The 18,679-nt window shown below is 66.2% G+C and carries 19 protein-coding genes; 10 read left to right on the top strand and 9 right to left on the bottom strand.

The window, feature by feature from the left end; genetic code table 11:
* The 3 genes from EAH89_RS13755 to drmB all read left to right on the top strand — a co-directional run.
* Nucleotides 1-1,188: hypothetical protein (locus tag EAH89_RS13755; protein ID WP_456306502.1), on the top strand; the 1,188-nt coding region annotated here is incomplete at its 5' end.
* Nucleotides 1,188-4,661 carry a DISARM system helicase DrmA gene (drmA, locus tag EAH89_RS13750; RefSeq protein WP_140883986.1) on the top strand — a complete coding sequence of 1,158 codons (3,474 nt, stop codon included), beginning with the start codon at nucleotides 1,188-1,190 and terminating at the stop codon, nucleotides 4,659-4,661. The genes EAH89_RS13755 and drmA, both read left to right, overlap by 1 nt.
* Entirely contained in the window at nucleotides 4,658-6,577 is a 1,920-nt protein-coding gene (gene drmB, locus EAH89_RS13745; RefSeq protein WP_140883984.1) for a DUF1998 domain-containing protein, read from the top strand. Before drmA ends, drmB begins: the two co-directional genes overlap by 4 nt.
* Here drmB and EAH89_RS13740 read toward each other — a convergent pair.
* Both EAH89_RS13740 and EAH89_RS33085 read right to left on the bottom strand, forming a co-directional pair.
* Complete coding sequence (locus EAH89_RS13740) at nucleotides 6,564-6,869, bottom strand: N-acetyltransferase (protein WP_140883982.1); 306 nt, start codon at nucleotides 6,867-6,869, stop codon at nucleotides 6,564-6,566. The genes drmB and EAH89_RS13740 overlap by 14 nt on opposite strands.
* 151 nt (nucleotides 6,870-7,020) lie before the next feature.
* Nucleotides 7,021-7,215, bottom strand: a complete 195-nt coding sequence (locus tag EAH89_RS33085) for a type II toxin-antitoxin system Phd/YefM family antitoxin (RefSeq protein ID WP_140884019.1) — start codon at nucleotides 7,213-7,215, stop codon at nucleotides 7,021-7,023.
* Nucleotides 7,216-7,417: 202 nt separating this feature from the next.
* Here EAH89_RS33085 and EAH89_RS13730 point away from each other — a divergent pair, with 202 nt between their 5' ends.
* From EAH89_RS13730 to EAH89_RS13720, 3 genes are read left to right on the top strand one after another with little or no spacing between them, the layout of a single operon-like run.
* Entirely contained in the window at nucleotides 7,418-7,720 is a 303-nt protein-coding gene (locus tag EAH89_RS13730) for a hypothetical protein (protein WP_140883980.1), read from the top strand.
* Nucleotides 7,717-8,151: a type II toxin-antitoxin system VapC family toxin gene (locus EAH89_RS13725; RefSeq protein WP_140883978.1), complete on the top strand. Its 435-nt coding sequence runs from the start codon at nucleotides 7,717-7,719 to the stop codon at nucleotides 8,149-8,151. The genes EAH89_RS13730 and EAH89_RS13725 overlap by 4 nt, the downstream gene beginning before the upstream one ends.
* Nucleotides 8,152-8,202: 51 nt before the next feature.
* Complete coding sequence (locus EAH89_RS13720; protein WP_140883976.1) at nucleotides 8,203-9,156, top strand: IS5 family transposase; 954 nt, start codon at nucleotides 8,203-8,205, stop codon at nucleotides 9,154-9,156.
* A gap of 174 nt (nucleotides 9,157-9,330) precedes the next feature.
* Here the strand turns inward: EAH89_RS13720 and EAH89_RS13715 are convergent, their stop codons facing one another.
* The 3 genes from EAH89_RS13715 to EAH89_RS13705 form a co-directional block, all read right to left on the bottom strand.
* Nucleotides 9,331-10,032: an SOS response-associated peptidase gene (locus EAH89_RS13715; protein WP_140883974.1), complete on the bottom strand. Its 702-nt coding sequence runs from the start codon at nucleotides 10,030-10,032 to the stop codon at nucleotides 9,331-9,333.
* Nucleotides 10,033-10,168: 136 nt separating this feature from the next.
* A complete protein-coding gene (locus tag EAH89_RS13710; protein ID WP_161993584.1) occupies nucleotides 10,169-11,713 on the bottom strand; it encodes a Na+/H+ antiporter in 1,545 nt (514 codons plus the stop codon).
* Nucleotides 11,714-11,981: 268 nt separating this feature from the next.
* Entirely contained in the window at nucleotides 11,982-12,668 is a 687-nt protein-coding gene (locus EAH89_RS13705) for an HAD family hydrolase (RefSeq protein ID WP_140883970.1), read from the bottom strand.
* Between the two features lie 344 nt (nucleotides 12,669-13,012).
* Here EAH89_RS13705 and EAH89_RS13700 point away from each other — a divergent pair, with 344 nt between their 5' ends.
* Nucleotides 13,013-13,603 carry a YciE/YciF ferroxidase family protein gene (locus tag EAH89_RS13700; RefSeq protein WP_140883968.1) on the top strand — a complete coding sequence of 197 codons (591 nt, stop codon included), beginning with the start codon at nucleotides 13,013-13,015 and terminating at the stop codon, nucleotides 13,601-13,603.
* A 196-nt stretch (nucleotides 13,604-13,799) separates the two neighbouring features.
* Here EAH89_RS13700 and EAH89_RS13695 read toward each other — a convergent pair whose 3' ends face one another.
* Nucleotides 13,800-14,180, bottom strand: a complete 381-nt coding sequence (locus EAH89_RS13695; RefSeq protein WP_140883966.1) for an acyl-CoA thioesterase — start codon at nucleotides 14,178-14,180, stop codon at nucleotides 13,800-13,802.
* Entirely contained in the window at nucleotides 14,180-14,485 is a 306-nt protein-coding gene (locus tag EAH89_RS13690) for a hypothetical protein (protein WP_140883964.1), read from the bottom strand. The genes EAH89_RS13695 and EAH89_RS13690 overlap by 1 nt, the downstream gene beginning before the upstream one ends.
* A 155-nt stretch (nucleotides 14,486-14,640) precedes the next feature.
* On the opposite strand from EAH89_RS13690, the gene EAH89_RS13685 reads away from it, so the two are divergent.
* Together EAH89_RS13685 and EAH89_RS13680 are read left to right on the top strand one after the other, a co-directional pair.
* Nucleotides 14,641-14,883: a hypothetical protein gene (locus EAH89_RS13685; protein WP_140883963.1), complete on the top strand. Its 243-nt coding sequence runs from the start codon at nucleotides 14,641-14,643 to the stop codon at nucleotides 14,881-14,883.
* Nucleotides 14,884-15,190: 307 nt separating this feature from the next.
* The gene (locus EAH89_RS13680; RefSeq protein WP_140883961.1) at nucleotides 15,191-16,009 is read left to right on the top strand and encodes a hypothetical protein; all 819 of its coding nucleotides are present in this window, start codon (nucleotides 15,191-15,193) and stop codon (nucleotides 16,007-16,009) included.
* Between the two features lie 98 nt (nucleotides 16,010-16,107).
* Here the strand turns inward: EAH89_RS13680 and EAH89_RS13675 are convergent, their stop codons facing one another.
* Both EAH89_RS13675 and EAH89_RS13670 read right to left on the bottom strand, forming a co-directional pair.
* Entirely contained in the window at nucleotides 16,108-16,839 is a 732-nt protein-coding gene (locus tag EAH89_RS13675) for a hypothetical protein (protein WP_140883959.1), read from the bottom strand.
* A gap of 38 nt (nucleotides 16,840-16,877) precedes the next feature.
* On the bottom strand, nucleotides 16,878-17,681 hold the full coding sequence (locus EAH89_RS13670; RefSeq protein ID WP_140883957.1) for a hypothetical protein: 804 nt from the start codon (nucleotides 17,679-17,681) through the stop codon (nucleotides 16,878-16,880).
* 340 nt (nucleotides 17,682-18,021) lie between these two features.
* Between EAH89_RS13670 and EAH89_RS13665 the strand changes: the two genes are divergently transcribed.
* Nucleotides 18,022-18,510 carry a hypothetical protein gene (locus EAH89_RS13665; protein ID WP_140883955.1) on the top strand — a complete coding sequence of 163 codons (489 nt, stop codon included), beginning with the start codon at nucleotides 18,022-18,024 and terminating at the stop codon, nucleotides 18,508-18,510.
* Nucleotides 18,511-18,679 lie beyond the last annotated feature (169 nt).

Raw genomic sequence — 18,679 nt, 5'->3', positions numbered from 1 at the left:
CAGGTGCGACGGATTAGCGCCTACTTGGTGGAAGGTGACCTGGACGACAGCCCGGCGCAGCTAGTGGCCAACGAGGGCAAGGTGTTCGTTGGCATGTACCTGCTCGGACTGGGCTTCACCTTCGACGACGAGGCGGTGCGCCGCGGCAAACCAGCCAGCCCGGTTGCGGAAATGCACCGGCTAATTGCCAAGGACCCGCGCAACGCCGAGCGTATCTTCCCCTACCTGGGCGGGGAAGAAGTGAACACCGACCCTCACCACGCCCACCGGCGCTGGTGCATCGACTTCGACGACTTTCCGCTGCGACGAGAGGCGGGGCTGAAGCCCTGGGCGGCGATGACGGACCGGGAGCGGGCGGCGTGCCGGCGCACCGGGCTGGTGCCGGGCGACTACGCGGAGCCGGTCGCGGCGGACTGGCCCGACCTGCTGGAAATCGTAGAGCGGCTGGTGAAACCGGAGCGAGATAAGGACAAGCGCGAAGCGAGAAAGAAGCGTTGGTGGCAGTTTGCTGAAAAGGCGTCTGGCTTGCGTACTGCTCTAACAGCAGAGTTGGAGAAGGTGCTCGCAATTACGCAAACCTCTCCACATCTCGCTGTTTCTGTTCTGCCGGCCGGATCCGTTTATGATCAAAAACTACTTATCCTTGCTGAGGATACGGCCGGGTGGTTTGGTGTATGCCAAGCTCGAACGCATGAAGTATGGGCAAGAGCAATGGGTGCAACCACCCCTGGAGACAGTCTAGTTTATGCACCGTCGGACATGTATCAGCCTTTCCCATTCACGGACGCCAACGACAATGCAACAGCTATTGCAGCTCAGGATTATCTAGATCATCGCGCTGCTATGATGATTGCTCACAACAAAGGACTAACCAGTACCTACAACCGCTTCCACGACCCCGACGAGCAGGCGCCCGACATCCTCCGCCTGCGCGAACTCCATCACGCCATGGACAGAGTCGTGCTGCGCGCCTACGGCTGGGACGACCTTGTCGAAACGGCGGCCCCCGAGTTCTTGACGGCAGATACGGAACCCGAGCACCGCTACCAGGAGCGCCTGTTCTGGCCCGCCCCTTTCCGCGACGAGGTGCTCGCCCGCCTGCTCGCCCTCAATGCCGAGCGCGCCGCCAACGAACGCGCCCGTGGTCTCGCGCCCGCGCCCAATGCCGAGGAGCTGGATGAAGTCTAATGGACACGCTACTTCCCCCCAAGACCGCTGCCGAGGTGCGCGCCCACCTGCTCACCACGCTTCGCCGTGACCTGATCGGCCCAAACGCCAGCGGAGATGACGCCGACCTCTCACGCGAGAAGCTCATCGAACGACCCAGCCGCTGGTACCTGACCGGCTTCATCGCCCCGGAGGAAAGCGAGGCGGCGTCGCACGGCGACATCGCCGCCGAGCAAGCGCTGCTGGACGATGCCATGGAGGCGGAGGGCGAGCCGCAGCCTGACCCAGTGCTCGGCGGCCAAGCCGAGGACAACAGCGAGCCCGACCCCGGCGCGGGCAGCCGCCGCATGCAACCGACCTCGCTCGGCTTGACCGTGCTGCTGCGCCCGGACGTGCGGGAGATCGAGGCCGTGATCACCTGGGGGGACTACCGGACCGAGCCGCCCCTGTCACCGCAGGTGCTGACCGAGGAAACCGCACAGCGGCCTCCGGAGGTTCAGTGGCATCGGTTGCCGCGCGAGGTGCCAGTCCGTCTCGCCGTGCCGCCTGATGGCCGGGCCTCCGCGTCTGTGACAGTGCCCGACAGTGCCGCCCCGCAGCTCCCGGGCGGCGGCCTCATCCTGCACACCCACGCCCGCAGCTACGACGTCCGTCAGCCCGACGGCACTATCGAAACCGTGCGCGCGCTGACCGTGGTGCTGGTCAACCGTCGGCGCCGTCCTGGCCGCCGCTACCTCGATGTGTCCTACGCCTTCCAGGCTCAGCTGGAGCTGCGCTGCCCCGAGGGTTTCGTGCCGCGTTGCGACCTGTCAGGGCATTGGAGCGAGGACACGGACCGCCGGGTCGCCGACCTGCACTACCGTGACGTCGCCGAGTACGCCGTGGGCCGCTCCAGCAGCGCAGATTGGACCCGGGACGTGGACGGCCGCGTGCGGCGCGCCTGGACCGATCCACTGCCGACCGCCGAGGTCGAGCGCGTGGCACCCAACGAGGCAATCGGTGGTGTGACCTGGAGCATGGAGAAACTGGCGGCCCTCGCCCAATCCGGCGCGGACGCGCTGAGTGAGGCGTTGGCGAACCTGCCACGTCAGTATGCCAATTGGATCGCCGGGCAGGCTGCCTCGATCTCCGGCATCCCGGGCCCACGCCGCCAGGAGACGGCCCGCACCTTGGTGGAGGCCATGAACCGAGCCCAAGGGCGGATCGAGGCCGGCATCGCGCTGCTGGCCACCCAGAAGCAGGCCCGGCTCGCCTTCGCGGCCATGAACGAGTCCCTCGCGCGAGCCGCCCGCCAGCGCGGTGCCCAGACCAACGGACGAACACCCGAGGAGCAGTCCGAACCAAGGTGGCGGCCATTCCAGATCGCCTTCATCCTGCTCAACCTGTCCGGTCTCTTCGACAAGCGGCACGATGACCGGGAGGTCGTGGACCTGTTATTCTTCCCGACTGGCGGCGGCAAGACCGAGGCCTACCTGGGTCTGGCCGCTTGGAGCATCGCGTTTCGTCGCCTGTCCTCCTCGGGCAAGCTCGGCGCCGGCGTCGCCGTGCTGATGCGCTATACGCTGCGGCTGCTCACCCTCGACCAGCTCGGCCGCGCTGCCGGCGTGGTCTGCGCTCTCGAGCTGATGCGCGGCGAGCCGGCTTGGCAGGATGGTGGCCGGCCAATGCTCGGCACTTGGCCGATAGAGATCGGCCTTTATGTGGGTTCAGCCGCCTCGCCCAATTCGCTCGGCGGCAAGGGTAACACCGGCCCCGATACCGCCGTCACCCGCATCAAGCGCTACCAGAAGGACCGCAAGGAGGCGCCTGCGCCGCTGCAAGCCTGCCCGTGGTGCGGGACATCGTTCTCACCCCAGAGCTTCAGCCTCGCCCCCAACGCCAACGTGCCGCAGAACATGGAGCTGCGCTGCGTCAGTGAGGATTGTGCCTTCACCGGCGATCGGCCGCTGCCGATCGTGGTGGTCGACGACGCGATCTATCGGCGCCTACCGGCCTTCATCATCGCTACTGTGGACAAGTTCGCCGGCCTACCTTGGGTGGAGCGGGCCGGCACCTTCTTCGGGCACGTGGATCGTGAAGACCAATGGGGGTTCTACGGACCGGCCGAGCCGAAGGAGGGCAAGAAGCTGCACAATGGCTGGCGGCTCGACCCGCCGGACCTAGTGATCCAGGACGAACTGCACCTCATCAGCGGCCCGCTCGGTACGGTGGCCGGGCTCTACGAGACGGCGCTCGATCGGCTCTCGTCTCGCGAGCAGGATGGCAAGGTAATCCGGCCCAAGATCGTGGCCAGTACCGCCACAGTCCGGCGGGCCGGACAGCAGATCCAGGCGCTGTTCGACCGCGAAAGAACCGAGGTATTTCCGCCGCCAGGGCCGGACCGGCACCACAGCTTCTTCGCCGAGACCGTGCCTGCTATCGAAGGCCCGGCGCGGCTGTATGTCGGCCTCGCCGCGCAGGGGAAGGGACCTAAGCTGGTGTTTCTGCGTGCGCTGGTGACGCTGCTTGCAGCCGGCATGCACGAACAGCAGGGGGCGGGTGCGACCGCGGACCCATACATGACGGCCGTGTGCTACTTCAATGCCTTGCGTGAGCTGGGTGGGGCGCGGCGCATCGTCGAGGACGAGGTCAAGGCGCGGCTGACCGACTACGGTGTCAAGCGCCGTCGCGTGGAGCCTATGGACCAGCCGTTTGCCGACCGCACCCTTGGAGAGCCGCTGGAGCTGACCTCCCGTGTCTCCACCGACCAAGTCGCCAAGGCCAAGGCGCAGCTCGAACAGCCTTGCGACGGGGTCAAAGGCGTGGACGTGGCCCTCGCCACCAACATGATTTCCGTCGGCCTCGACATCACCCGGCTTGGCCTCATGCTGGTGCAGGGCCAACCGAAGACCGCGTCCGAGTATATCCAAGCCACCAGCCGGGTCGGGCGCGACAAGGACAAACCCGGCCTCGTGCTGGCCGTGCTCAACGTGCACAAGCCCCGTGACCGAATGCATTACGAGCAGTTCCGGCACTTCCATGCCTGCTTCTACCGTGCCGTGGAGCCGACCAGCGTGACACCGTGGGCGTCCCGCGCCCTTGATCGTGCCCTGGCTGCCGTCGTGGTGGCGATCGCAAGGCACCTTGACCCGGCGCTGACGCGCGAAGCAGCGGTGCGCGCCCTGGGTGATCACCCAGGTGTTCGCCAGCAGGTGCGCGACACCCTGACCCGCCGCGCCCCGGCCAAGGACCGAGCCACGGTCGGGGCGGCGGTGGACCGCCTGTTCGAAGGGTGGATGCTGGTGGCCGAGCAGCAGACGAGCGGGGGCGATCCCTTCAGCTACGGTAGAGGCGCGCAACGGCTGCTGCACGACCCTCTCGATCCGGCCCTGCCGACGCTCATGCCGACGGTCCATCGTGACTTCACTGCGGGACGGTCCATGCGCGACGTGGAGGCCACCGTGCTGCTGAAGGTGCGAGGCCCGCATGGCGAGCCGGTAGGAGCAAGCAGTTGAGCAAGGACGTCCTACGGCTGAGCCAGATCGTCGGCACTTTCGGGCCTGGCGCAATGGTGGATCTCCCCGACCGGTCCGTCATGGTGAGTGGGCTCGACAGCTGGGAGATGGGCAGCAAGGGCGCCTTCCGGCTCGTCGAGGAGCAGCGGCTCGTCCGGCTGCTGGAGGAGCGGCTGCGTGGAGATCCCCGCATCGCGCAGGACAAGCCACTCTCGTTGCGTACGCCCCCCGTGGACCCGGGTGGGGTAGCGGAAGGCTTCGTGCCCGGCGTGCCGGTGACGGTCTTCCCGACTTGGTTCACCTGCGACAGCGTGGAGCCGGCTCCGTCCGGATCTGCGGTGGCAACCAAGTCGGACGGACCGGCGCGTGGTGTCCAGCGCCGGCGCCGGATGGTGGAATGGAAGGGCCTCGCGCCGCCGAACCGCAAGCGCTACCACGACAACGACGGCAAGGCGCACGACGTCACACCGCTGCGCTTCGTCTGCGGCTGCGAGCACGGGCACCTGCAGGACGTGCCCTGGCGTTGGGCGGTGCACGAAGGCGCGAAGTGCGGTGAACCGCTTTGGCTGGAGGAAACTGGCACAAGCGGTGATCCGCGCGACACCCGCGTCGTGTGCGGCTGCGGCAGGTCCCTCCTACTAGAGCAACTGTTCCAGGCGGGTCGCCTGGGCTTCTGCCACGGAGAACGTCCCTGGATCGGTGACAGGGATCCGGCTGGCTGCAAGGACCCGGAGACAGGAGGACAGGTGAAACTGCGTCTGCTCACCCGCAGCGCCACCAACGCGTACTTCCCCCAGGCAGCAACGGTCATCTCACTGCCGGAAGCCGAGGACACACTCGGTCGCATCGTGGCCGAGCACCTAACGGACCTGCGAGAGGCCGGTAGTGCTGCCGAGATTGGCATGGCACGCAAGTTCAACCAGGCGCTCAAGGCGGCCCTGGACGGCTATCCGGACGACGCCGTGTTCGCACGCGTGCAACAACTCAAGGCTGGAGGGGTCGCAGCGACGGCTCCAGACCCGAGGGTGGCCGAGTATGAGGTGCTCGCGAGTGGTGGGGCCCTGATCGGCGAGGACAGCGCCGGCGCTCTGCTGCACGCCGCAACCTTGCCCCGGGCACAGTGGGATCCGATCAGTGCTCCCCTGTTGGCAGGCATCCAAGCCCTTGTCGCTGTGCACCGGCTGCGTGAAGTCGTTTGCCTCTACGGCTTCACCCGCTTCGAGAGCGCTCCACCCATGTCGGACGAGGGGCTGGAAGATGTCGGTCTGGCTGTCAGTGGAGCTGCGCTCGGCAATAGCCCAGATTGGCTACCGGCGATCCAGCAGTATGGAGAGGGGCTGTTCCTTCAGTTGGATCCGACTGCAATCGAGAAGTGGCTGTCCGACCCTGATACCGAACGACACGTCCGGCATCTCGTAGCTGGCTTCGAGGCCTGGAGGTCGAACAGGCCCAGTTTGAAGCCGCGTGGGGCGCCATACGCGCTGCTGCACAGCTTATCACACGCGCTGATGACCGAGATCGCGCTCGACTGCGGTTATCCTGCGAGCGCGTTGAAGGAGCGCATCTACGCATTGAAGCCAGCCACTCAAGGCGGGCCGCTGCGTTGCGGCCTGCTGATCTACACCGCCACTGCTGGCACTCAGGGAACGTTGGGAGGCTTGGTGGAGGTCACGCAGCGTTTCTCGCGCGTGCTGGAGGCTGCCCTTAGGCGATTGGAAATTTGTAGTAGCGATCCGGTTTGTGCCGATCACGAGCCTGCTGCACACAAGGATGATCGAGCAACGCATGGGGCTGCGTGCCACGGTTGTCTGCTGATTGCCGAAACCAGCTGCGAAGCCCGCAACCTCTTCCTGGACCGTGCCCTTCTTGTCTCAACCATGGCCGAGACCGGATCTGCGTTCTTTAGGCTACCTTGAGGACCAGAAAGGGCGGAGGCATCTGTGTCTGCCCCTCCCAAGGTGGCCGTATAGATGCAACTAGGGCTGCGAGATCCACCATGCGTCGCACGAACCGGACCGGCGTACCCGGCAGGCGGATGAAGCTTTCTCGTTCGTAGAACGCTGCGGCCGGCTCGTCATTGGCATTGAGCAAGAACGCAAATGATGCGATCTCGCTGCGGACGCATCGGGTGATCGCATCCACCAGCAGCACGCGGCCGAGCCCGACGTTACGGGCGGACAAGTCGGTCGCGAGCCAGCCAAGCAGCACGGTGGGCAGCCGGGGATAGCGCTTCGAAGCGGCAGCAGTGTGTAGGTTACCTCGCTGACTGAGCGGCCACAGTTGGCGGCTAGGGTGGCCAGCGTCGCCGGTCGGCGTGGAGCCACCAAAACCGACTTGATTTTGGGGCGATCGGTGAAGGTCACGCTGCCACCTGCTCGGGTAAGCGACCGGAGGAAGGTATTTGAGGGAGGCGCTGCCACTCCTCGAAGCTCACCACCACCGCCTTAGGGCGGCCGTGGCGGGTGATGACCGAGGGCTGCCAGCCCCAGCCAACATGAGTGCCGCCGGCCCCGCTCCAAGGCCGACTTTCACTGCTCTCCCAATGGTGTGCCAGCTTTTAGAAAGATATCCGTTGTGGGACTCGCCCTGGTGACGATTGGCGGCCTTTTCCAATAGCCCCTCGTGATTGCGGAGCGTTCCCATCGCCACGTCCCACGGGTCAATTTCGGGAAAGCAGCATGCCCTGATGCACAGCAAGACCGTTGTCAGAAGACTGTAGCAGGATATATATCCAGCCATATTCAAGGAGGCTAGTCATGACCGATGCGGCACAGAAGCGTGCCCTCCGCAATTATCGGTTGCGTCAGGCCGAGCGTGGCATTGCTCGCTTTGAGGTTCAGGCGCTCAACGTGGACCGCGAACTGATTCGCGCGCTTGCACGCAGGCTTGCCGATGACGGGCCCGAGGCGATGCAGGCGCGGACGATGGTGCAGCAGATCGTATCCGGCGATCCGCCGCATCAAGGCGGCATCCTCCAGGCCTTGCGCCGATCACCGTTGGTCGGTGCCAACCTTGACCTCGATCGCGCTCGCGAGGAAGGTCGTAGGGTGGATCTGTGACGCGATATCTGCTCGACACCAATATCATCAGCAATGTGGTAAAACCGCAGCCATCCGCCTCTTTGTTAAGTTGGATGACGGGACAGCGTGACGATGCGTTGTTCATAGCATCGCTGACCGTCGCAGAAATACGACGCGGTATTCTAGAAAAGCCTGCGGGTAGGAAACGCGAAGCGCTTGAAGTCTGGTTCGCCGGTCCCGAGGGTCCGCAGGCTTTATTCGCCGGGCGCATTCTGCCGTTCGACGACCGCACCGGGTTAATCTGGGCGCGGCTGATGGCTGACGGAAAAGCCGCGGGCCGTCCCCGCAGCGGCCTCGACATGATCATCGCATCAACGGCCGAGGCCAACGGCTACGTCGTGGTCACCGATAATGAAAAGGACTTCGCCGGGATTGAGTTCATCAATCCCTTGCGTGGAGCGGCTTCATGACAGGCGTCGTTCGACACGGCGTTGTTGCAGAAATCTTGGTGATGGCTGGGCATGAGCAAGGCATCGACATTGGCCGGGCGGCCGAAGACGCGGTACCGGACGCGGAACTGGCGGGAGTACGACCGGGGCCTGATTGCGCGCGGTGACCTGACGGTGTGGATGTCCCCCGACTTGGCGTGGCATGCGTCGGAGGGCACGGGACGGCGAGGCCGTCCGCCGGTCTTCACGGATGCGGCGATCCAGACGGTGCTGACGCTGAAGGTTCTGTACCAGCTGCCACTGCGGGCAGCGCAGGGCATGGCGGGCAGCCTGATCCGCCTGGCTGGCCTGGACTGGCGGGTACCGCACTACAGCACCCTCTCCCGCCGCCAGAAGGACCTGACGGTGGCGATCCCCTACCGCTCCCGAGGTGGTCCGCTGCACCTGGTCGTCGACAGTACGGGTCTGAAGGTACTCGGCGAGGGCGAGTGGAAGGTCCGGAAGCACGGCGCCGACAAGCGGAGGGTCTGGCGCAAGGTGCACCTCGTGATCGATGCGGACAGCCACGAGATCAGGGCCGTCGAGATGACCGACCATCGGCACGGCGACGGCGAGATCGTGCCGGGCCTGCTGGCTCAGCTGCCTGAGGCTGAGCGGATCGGGGTGATCAGCGGCGACGGTGCCTACGACACCCGCGGCGTGTATGAGGCCTCCGCCTCACGCCAAGCTGCTCTGGTCGTGCCGCCACGGCGCAACGGCAAACCCTGGAAAGGGCAAACCGTAGGCGCGGAGGAACGCAATGAGAGCCTGCGTGCCATCCGGCACCTCGGGCGAAGGCTGTGGAAGCGCTGGAGCGGCTATCACCGACGCAGCCTGGCCGAGACTGCGATGTCACGCCTCAAGCGCCTGGGCGAGCGCCTCGCGGCCCGCGACCCCGCCCGTCAGGTCGCCGAGGTGCAGATCCGCTGCGCCATCCTCAACACCTTCAACCGCCTTGGTATGCCAGACACCGTTGCTGTCGCGTGATCAAGACAATCAAAGATCGAAGCACGCCGTCGAACTGATTTCTGCAACAGCGCCATTGCGATATGGACGCCACGATCCGTTCGAGGTTGCCACGCGCACTCGAGCATTGGCACACCCAGCACAGGATGCTCGGCTGGTCCGCTGAGCGACATAATACGAGGTCTGCTGGCCACTCTACGCTGAATTCGGTCCGCCTTGGGCGGCTTCCTCGCGCATCGGTTGGAGCAACTCCGCGCCGTCGTGCCGTACGCTGTTCACCGCCGTGCTCACCGGCCACGTCCGGAGCACGGTGTCCGCCGCGGGGCGGAGCAGCACCTTCGGGTCACCTTCCCGCTCGCCGAGCCAAACCGGCCAGTCCGCCGGCTCCAGCACCAGCGGCATGCGGTCGTGGATTGGCGCCATGGTGACGTTCGCGTCCGTGGTGACGACAGCGAAGCTTCGCGTGATGTCGCCGTTCACCGGGTCGGTCCAGCTCTCCCACAAACCGCCGAAGGCTAACGGGGCGCCGTCGGCACGGGCAATGGCGAAGGGCTGCTTCAGCTTGCCGTCCCGCTTCCACTCATAGAACGCTTCGGCCGGCACGATACACCGGCGGGCCGCGAAGGCGCCTCGAAAACTCGGCAGCTTCGCCACCGTCTCGGCGCGGGCGTTGTTGAGCATGCGGGCGTGAGCCGGATCGCGCTCGAAGTGCGGGATCAGACCCCAGCGCAGCAGGTCGAGGTGCCGCTCTCCGCTTTTCGGGTTGTGCCGCACAACCAGCGCCGGCTGGCTGGGCGGTAGGTTCCAGGTGGGCGCGAAATTCGGCACGGCATTGCCGGTGCTGAACACCCTCGCGAGGTCGGCGGGTGTCAGGGATATAGCGAACCGGCCACACATATCGTCAAGCTACGCGGATATCGGCGGTGCTGCCATTCTGGCCAGCAGGGCAATCGCAGAAGGCCAACGTCTTCCATCGTTCGGTGCCATAACCCTCCTGTCCGGGCTGGAGATCCCGGTCCAGCTCAGGGCCACCTCAGGTGCCCTCGAGGGCGCGCCGGATCTGCTGTTCTTCCAGGTCGAGTTCCTCCCCCAGCGCGCGATGGGCTTCGGCGTCCATCGTTTCCGACCGTTCGGCCAGCTTCTCTCGCGCCGCGGTGATAGCCACCAGCCGCAGGCGCTGCTGTGCCTCCAGCTGGCTACTTTTGGTATCGGGGTCCTGCCCCTCGATGCTCGCCCGCTCGGCGCGGACCTCGTACTCCTGCACCAGTTCGGTTGCCGCCTCGGTGTGCTCGGTGGCCTCCGAGCCGTCCAGATGCTCGCGGACTGCCTCCAGCGCGGCCGTCGTGATCTCGGCCCGCGCCTGTGCCGTTTCAGGTTCGGGAAGTGCGGTCACCTCCTCAGTGACGCCGAGCCGCCGGACCACCCATCCCAGGGTGGTTCCCTGGATCACCAGGGTGACGAAGATCGAGCAGAAGGCGAGGAAGAGGATGATATCGCGACCCGGAAAAACTTCGGGCAATGCAAGCGCCGCGGCCAAGCTGACCACGCCGCGCATCCCCGTCCAGGAGACGACCGTTGCATGGCGCCACGGCGTCGGGTCCCGCTCGCGCAGCTCCCGCGACAGGAGGCGCGGCACCCAGGCCGAGGCGAATACCCAGGCGAAGCGGCTGACGATAAGAGTGACCGACATGGCCAAGGCCAGCCAGGCGAGCTGATGGAGGTTCTCATCGACCAGGCGGCCGGCTATGCCGCGCAGCTGCAGCCCGATGAGGATGAAGACGAGGCTGGTGAGGGCGAACTCCAGGAAGCCCCAGACTGCCACCAGCTCGATCCTCGTGCGCGCGGTGAACTCGGCGTGCTGCTGTCGCCCCAGCACGAGGCCGCAAGCGACCGCCGCGAGCACGCCGGAGGCGTGGATCGCCTCGGCCGCAAGGTAAGCGGCAAAGCCGGCGAGGATGCTGATGGTGAGGTCGAGCAGGGTGTCCTCGAGGTGGGTGAAGATCCACATCGCGACCCGGCCGACCAGCCAGCCCACGAGCGCCCCGCCGATCGCCACGCCAAAGAACTGCAGGGCGCCCTCGCCGTAGCTGACCGTGCTGACGCCGACCGCCGCGACCGCAAACTTGTAGAGAACCAGCGACGAGGCGTCGTTGATCAGGCTTTCACCTTCCAGCACCGTCACGATCCGCTTGGGAAGCTTGAAGCGGCTGAGGACGGAGGCGGCGGCGACGGCGTCGGGCGGGGCCACGATGGCGCCTAGGGTGATCGCGGCCCACCAGGGCAGCGACGGCACGAACAGCTTGGCGGCGACCGCCACCAAGCCGGCCGTGAAGAACACGCCGCCGATCGCGAGGAGCAGGATCGGGCGGAGATGGTTGCGAAAGGCCGGCCAGTCTGTCCGGTAGGCGCTGACCTGCAGCAGCGGCGGCAGGAAGAGGGCCAGCACCAGCTCGGGGTCGAGCACGAGGGGGGGCAGCCCCGGGACGAAGGCCAGCCCCATGCCGCCGAGCACGAGGGTGACGGCAACGGGAAGGTTCAACCGGTTCGCGAGCACCGCGAGGGCGACGCAGGCCGCCAAGAGAACCAGGAGAAGTTCGAAGACGTGCATGGTACGGGCATCCGGTGGGGAGTGATGGGCCTGGATCGGAAGCCTGGCCCTTCCGGGAAAGCGACTGGGCCGATCGGTTCGTGGCGGGACCACCTGGGGACGCGGGCGCCACGGGCCCGGGCGAGGCATCCGGCCCCGCCGCGGCAGTGACCTGATGCCAAGGCGGGCTGGCCGATGCCGGATCGGGAGAGTGGTTACCGCTTCCGGGACCCACGCTCTCCCGGGAGCGGCGGCCTTCTCAGTCCGGCATGCCGCCGGCGCCCAGCGGCGAGGCCTCGTACTCCGCCAACAGGTGCGCGGGGTCGCGGTAGATCGCGATGCAGCCGGCGTCGCGCAGGGCTTTCTCCGGGAAGCCGCCGCAAAGCAGGCCGATCGTCCGGATGCCCGCCTTGCCCGCGGCCTCGGCGTCGTAGGGCGTGTCGCCGATGACGATGGTCTCGTCCGGGCTCACGCCGGGTAGCCGCGCCAGGGCGGCCTCGAAAATGTCGGGAAAGGGCTTCGAGCGCTCCGCGTCGCTGGAGGAGGTCTCGGCGTCCAGCTGATCATCCTCGACGCCGATGATGCGCTTGAGTGCGGCGAGCTCCTCGTCCTTGGCCGAGGAGGCCAGGGCGGTGCGAAGGCCGGCCTTGTTCACGCGCTTCAGCAGCTCGGCCGCTTCAGGGAAGGCGCGCACCTGGGGAAGGTAGCCCTCACGGAAAATGTCGCCGCGGCGCTTCTCGAGAGCCTTCCCCTTCTGCTCCAGCTCCTCGGGCGAAAGGAAGACCGGCATGAGCTGGTCGCCGCCCTTGCCGATCTGGTTCCGCATCTCGTCGAAGGAAATGTCGTGGCCGATCTCCTTGAAGGCATCGACCCAGGCCTGCGCGTGCACATCCACGGAGTCCACCAGCGTGCCGTCGACATCGAAGAGCACGGCTTTGATCAGCATGTCGAAGTCTCCCGCCGCCACAGTTCGGTCCGGCCGGCAAGGTAACGCTGCAGTTGCCGCGAAGATGGCAGCGAAGGGCGAGCCCTCGTCCGCTCATGTCGCCATCCCCGGCGCCAAGTCCTGGCCGAGGACCCGTGTGGTCTCCGGGTTGCCCGCGCTCCGGTGCGGCGTCAGCGAGGCGGTTGCGGCACTCGTCAGGGGGGCAGCTCTGCCATGGCGCGGCCCTGCAGATCTCTCAACTTCGTCAGACGGCTTTGACCGCTGAAGTCACGGAGAGGAGCAGTCCGATCCGTGTGGTTCCGCGTTCGTGTGCTGGCGCCAAACCCTGGCGGCAGGAGCAAGTCATGCCTGAGAAGACCCTCAAGGACGCGTTCTACGAGACTCTGAAGGATGTGTACTACGCCGAGAAAGCTGGCCTGAGGTCGCTCAAGAAAGCGGTCAAGGCGGCGCAGTCCGATGATCTGAAGGCCGCACTGAGCGAGCATGCCGAGCAGAGCCAGCATCAGGTGGAGCGCCTGATGCAAGTGTTCGAGATCCTCGGCAAGTCGGCCCGGGCGAAGACCTGCGAGGCCATGCAGGGCCTCACCGCCGAGATGGAAGAGGATCTCGAAGACTTCGGGGGGACCGAGGCCGGGGATGACGTGCTGATCGGCTGCGCCCAGGCGGTGGAGCATTACGAGATCGCGCGCTACGGCGTCCTGAAGACCTGGGCCAGGAAGCTGGGGCTGAGCGATGCCGAGAGCCTGCTAGCGGAAACGCTGGAAGAGGAGAAGGCCTCGGACGAGAAGCTGACGCAGATCGCCGAGGGCTTGATGGCCTCCGGGGAGGATGAGGAGCCGGAGGGCGACGAGGACGAGGCGAAGGAGGACGCTGAGGCTAAGGAAGAGCTGGGCGAAGCTCAGGAGAAGCCCAAGGCCAGAGCGAAGAAGCGCTGAAGGGCAGCCCGGGCGGGGTGGTACACCCCGTCCCCAGGGCAGGGTTGCTGGCCGCCCGACGTCCGAGGGCAAGGCTTTCACGCCGGATTTGGCCCGCCGCCAAACGCGACTTTAGCCTGTTTGCTTCCCCACCAGATTTTGGCCAATAGTTCATGCCAGTTAGGAAGGTACTACCTGCAACTGCTTCCTATCGCTCTCAGTCCTTCTTGACAGCAACGAATGTGAAAACGCCTTCCGTTACCTTCTCTGGCGGCTTGCCGCGTCCGCGGCCTCGAGCCCATGTCTCGACCTTGACCGTGATCGATGTTTCGCCGGTTTTCTCCAGCGAGCAATAGCAGCTCACCTCGTCGCCAACCGCGATCGGGCGTAGAAAGCGCATCGCTTCGATAGCAACAGTGACGACGCGGCCCCCGGCGTGCTCGGCGGCGAAGGTACCGCCGGCTAGGTCCATCTGCGACAGCGTCCAGCCGCCAAAGATGTCGCCGCTCGCATTGGCATCCCGCGGCATCGCAACAGTTCGCAGATGCGGGCCGCCCTCGACCTCAGGCAGCCTGTCCGCTGTTTCCGGCGCATCCATCAGTTCTGCTCCGTCCTCAACTCGGTCACGTTGCACTCGCGAAAGCTGGCCATGGCCGCCTCCAGCAGGTCGTCGTCAACTTCGGCCCGTACCATGATCCGGCCATGCCGCGCTCCGTCCGGCTGCTCGCCCTCTGCTGCATCGGCGGCGTCCGCGCCGGACACTACGCTACCGGACGAGTTCTCTTCCCCCTCTGCCATGGCTTGGACACGGTTCCGATCGAGGCCGTGGTCCTGCACCAGGTGCTCCACGGTCATTTCCGCCTCCCGACGCGTATTGAAAAGCCCCGTAATCACCTTGGGCATGGCCGCCTCCTTCGTACTCCGACGCATAACCGTTGAGACGTGGCATCGGATGCCCTGCTGCGGACGCGCTCGATGGCTTTTGGGACGTCGCACTGTTCCATGGCCTACTGCGACGGGAGGGTGAGTACGGCGACCTGCGGGAAATCTGCCGGGCCATGCGCGACTGGGGTCACCCAGACCAGCCGCTCTCCATCGCGAGCCAGATCAGCAGCGCGAAGTACTTCTTGTGCACGGTCGGCGCGCAGCGCGGCCCGACACTGTTTCCTGACAGCTGTTCCATCGCGGACCGGGCCGAAGGGCAGCCGATCACGATGGCGGAATATCACTGCCTGACGGACAGCTTCGGCCACCTGCTGGCGGGCCTCCAGTGGAGGCATCCCTCCGAAGATCCTGGGTGACCCATAGCGGTTCGTCGCTCGGACCGGCCCGGCACCGGTTTCGGCCGGGAGGGCTGCCTCCGGACCCGATCCCACCTGGCGCTAGCCTTAGCCAGGGAGGCCAGCGCTACTCCCGACTCTTCGCGGGCATTGTTCCTCACCCAGTCCACAGGCAGACGCTGAAAAGGCTAGCTGTGGGAACCTTTCCGCGTGAGCCTCTCTGAACCATGGAGGCAGGACGGGCGATGATGCCACGGCGGAAATCAGGGCGGGGACGGCAGCACCGCTGCCTCGTCCGGCCTGGCCGTCGCCATACGGGATCGACCCCGTGAGCTGGCCTCTCCTCGCGCGCATCCTGGTCTGGATCGTGGCCATCGCTGTCGTGGTGCTGCTCGCCTGTATCATCATTATCGATGAAGCGTTCAAACCAGGGACGCCGCTGTCGCGCTGGCAGCAGCGCAGAGAGACAGCCCGCATCACCACGGTCCTAGAGCGGCCACAGGTGCTCGACGGCATCCCGTTCCCAGCGAGAACGGAGATCGTGTGGGAGGATCCCTCCCACCGCCACGTTGCCGCCGCGCGCCTGCCTCTTCCCGCGGAGATCCTCGGCGTTCGTGCGACCACTCTCCGGCGGGTGTCAGAGGGCGCGTGGATCGTGTCGCTGGCCGAGGCTCGCGAGATCGACGGCTGGGCCTGCGTAGAGGGGGAAGTCGAGCTGACGGCGACGGGGCGGCTGTGGGACTGCGAGCTGTCGGGTACGCCGTCGTGGCGGGGTTGGACCTTGCCCGAACGCACGGGCGTCCGTCCCAGGCCGGATATCCACCAGGTGTGGCTGACCTTGCCCTTCGCGTCCCCGCTGGACATGCCCCTGGCATCTCCGGTCGTGGGAAAGCTGCCCTGGATCGTTGCGCTGAACGAGGACGGCTCGCCTTTCGGCGCCCGCTACGCCCGCGAAGCGCCGTACCGCGTCGGGGGTCAGGAGATCTCGGGCGACGTACGGTGGGAGTACGACCCGGCGACCTACGGGATGGGACGCGAGCGCCCGCCCGTGGCGGTCAGCGGCTTCGTTCAGGCGGGCGGCACCCGGCAGCCTGTCGTCCTGCCCTGGCCTGGATCGGCGACCGCGAGGCGGGAGGAGAGCCGGTGACGCACCGCCGCCGGGAAGCGGGCAACGGGCACGCTCCTCGGGTGCAGCCGCTATCCGGCAGGGCCCTACCTCATCCAGATCTCCCGCAGTCGGTGGTTTCAGCGTGGCAGCAGGGCCCTGACCCGGGCCGAGTAGGCGGCGGCATCGACCGGGCGCCACAGTTCTCTGGAAACCCCGTCCTCGAGGCGCAGCCGGTACATGACGGCACTCGCGTCCTGGTCCAGCGGCTCGTCGTTCCACAGGAGGTTGAGCAGGAAGGCGCCGTTCGGCGGGCCAGGCCATCTGCCGTGCCGGCGGCTCAGCCGAAAGAGCACCTCCATGCCGCCGTACCGGAAGATCGCGATATGCCAAGACATCCGCTCGGGCTCGGCCGGATCGGCCATGGCGCGGGGGAGGTCGTCCCACGCGGTGAGGTTCGGTGCCGCGGGATCGCGCGTCCATCCCGCCGCGAGCAGCCGCCGCTCTATGTCCCGCGCCAGGGCCAGTACGCCGTCGGGACCGAGGTATTCGAGCTGTGGCGCCATCTGGATGCCCGTCACCACGGTCGCCGTGGAGTTGAGCGCCACGGCGCGCGTCGGCGGCAGCTCGAAGCCGCCAGGTCCGGCGTAGCGGAAGAGCACCGGCCGGTCCGCGGCGGACATGTCGTTGTCTTGGAGGATGGCCGTGTTCAGCGGGTAGCTCGAGCGCGCGCCGACTTCGGCGGTGGTGTCGCCCAGCCCCGCCACCAGCGTGCCGGCCAGCCGCTCGGGGCCCCATAGCCAGGACCCGCCGGCCAGCACCGTGCCGGCGAGCACCGAACCCGCGATGCACCGCCGGGTTACCCGGGCCATCCGATTCTTCACCGTGCTGGCGGTCTGGGGAAGACCGGCTACGGGGCTGCAGCACGCATTTCCGCGGTCTGCGCCTTGATCTGTGCCAGCCGACCCTGCAGCTCCTTCGGATCGTTGCCGTAGAGCGGCGGCAGCGCAAAGAGAGCCCCCGGCCGCGTCGCGGCATCGGGTGCTATCCGACCCAGCTCCGTGCGGACCCGATCGGTCTGCGTCCGGATGCTGCGGAGGTTCGCCTCACCGCAGGGGTACGGGAGTGACCAGCGGTAGCGGTTCCGAGCACTGGCAGCGACGGCCTGCTCCCTGGCTGCTCCGTTCTCGGCGCAGGCGGGAGCGATCTCCCCCATCACGCCATCAACCTGTTCCAGGTTCTGCTGGACGGCCTGCCGGCGCTCCTCGAAATCACGAGCCCTCTTCTCGCTCGCCTCCCGCGCTTGGCGCTCATGCTCCGCACGCTGAGCCGCAAGCCGCGTCTCAGCTGCCGCCCGGTAGACCTGCTCCAGCCGCCCGTGCAAGGCGGTAACCCGCTCGCCGGCCTTGGAGGATTCCAGATCGGCCAGTGCGATTCCCATAGGATTGCGAGCGGCGTCGCTTAGCCGCTCCTGCAGGCCGCGACGGCAGTCGGTACGCAGGGCGCCCATCATCTCGGCCGGGGCATCCTTGTAGACCGCGTTGTCCAGCCCGCCGATGAGGCGCACACAGTCCAGGGTCCGGCGGGTGATGCGAGGCTCCTCCATCTCGGTGCGAGACATCGGTGTCCGGTCCGCGAACAGGGCCGTGAGCTGGTCGTCGGTCGCGCCGTCCACCTTGTTGCCGCAGCCTGACAGGACCAGCAGCGACAGCAACAGCAGGGCGGCCCTGGCCCTCATGGTGGAACAGGGTGGCCGAACGCCCGACATGCTCTGTGCCCGCAAACTTTTCACTCCCTACCAGCCCGGCCGCGGCTGGGCTCTCTACCTTGCCTAGCCGGCACTTAAGCCCGGCGCCAGCCTTGCCTGACCGCCTGCCACGGTTGCCACTTCGGTCCAGGGCCATTTCAAAGACACCGATAAGCTTCGGCTTGCACCCCAGCGGTCCGGGCCAGCTTGCCGTCTGACAAGTATGTTTCCTGCTTGAAGGCTGGCATGGCACCTGTCTGTTGTTCTAGGGAGAAGCCAACCCATTGGAACCTTGGGAGAGTGATAGGTGGCTAGACAGCGCAGGCGCACAGCAAATGAGGATCCGGACACCGACAACGATCCGATCTTGGCGCTTTACCGGAACTACTTTGCAGCCGCACGCCGCTTACACGAGATGGTGGAAGAGGCGCGCAGGGCATCGGAAGCATCTTTCGGCGACGAGCGGGAAACGCACCTGAACCGTCTAGAAACCTTCCTGCCACTCTGGCTATCGGCTCTGTTCACGGCTTGTGAGGGCTTCCGGAAAATAGATGCCCATGATGCAGCATTAGATCCTCAAATGCGGGAGATCATGGCACCGCTTCGGCGCGTATGGCAGCATACTGTCGAGTACCACGATGATCTGAAGCAGAAGCAGGGCCGAGCCACGTTCTACGGGCAGAAGTCGGAGAACCTGAGCAAGGCCCAAGCCTTGCACGCCACGTTCGAGGAATTCTTCCGAAACCACGTCCGGTCTCTGGAGCAGGGAAGGCCTGACGACGCAGACATCCATTGATCGCAAACCGGCGGTCGGGTTGCAGCAGCGAACACTGGTCACTGCCACTACCTAGCCGGCGGTGTGCCGCCATAGATAAAGTAGACTCGTCCGTTTGGTTGACGCTGGGCGACGCATTTCATCTTCGCCCATGTGTCACGCTCTACAAGTTCTTCCATGACCCATCCAC

Source organism: Muricoccus nepalensis (assembly GCF_006438825.1).
Classification (GTDB): domain Bacteria; phylum Pseudomonadota; class Alphaproteobacteria; order Acetobacterales; family Acetobacteraceae; genus Roseomonas; species Roseomonas nepalensis.
The sequence above is the reverse complement of the archived record's forward strand: the minus strand, read 5'-3'. Positions and strand labels throughout refer to the sequence as shown.

Bases quoted from the DNA above. Each gene is read 5' to 3' on its own strand.
- EAH89_RS13705 (WP_140883970.1), bottom strand. From the start codon at position 12,668: ATGCTGATCAAAGCCGTGCTCTTCGATGTCGACGGCACGCTGGTGGAC.
- EAH89_RS13675 (WP_140883959.1), bottom strand. From the start codon at position 16,839: ATGGCCCGGGTAACCCGGCGGTGCATCGCGGGTTCGGTGCTCGCCGGC.
- EAH89_RS13700 (WP_140883968.1), top strand. From the start codon at position 13,013: ATGCCTGAGAAGACCCTCAAGGACGCGTTCTACGAGACTCTGAAGGAT.
- EAH89_RS13730 (WP_140883980.1), top strand. From the start codon at position 7,418: ATGACCGATGCGGCACAGAAGCGTGCCCTCCGCAATTATCGGTTGCGT.
- EAH89_RS13690 (WP_140883964.1), bottom strand. From the start codon at position 14,485: ATGCCCAAGGTGATTACGGGGCTTTTCAATACGCGTCGGGAGGCGGAA.
- EAH89_RS13685 (WP_140883963.1), top strand. From the start codon at position 14,641: ATGCGCGACTGGGGTCACCCAGACCAGCCGCTCTCCATCGCGAGCCAG.
- EAH89_RS13715 (WP_140883974.1), bottom strand. From the start codon at position 10,032: ATGTGTGGCCGGTTCGCTATATCCCTGACACCCGCCGACCTCGCGAGG.
- EAH89_RS13695 (WP_140883966.1), bottom strand. From the start codon at position 14,180: ATGGATGCGCCGGAAACAGCGGACAGGCTGCCTGAGGTCGAGGGCGGC.
- drmA (WP_140883986.1), top strand. From the start codon at position 1,188: ATGGACACGCTACTTCCCCCCAAGACCGCTGCCGAGGTGCGCGCCCAC.
- EAH89_RS13720 (WP_140883976.1), top strand. From the start codon at position 8,203: ATGAGCAAGGCATCGACATTGGCCGGGCGGCCGAAGACGCGGTACCGG.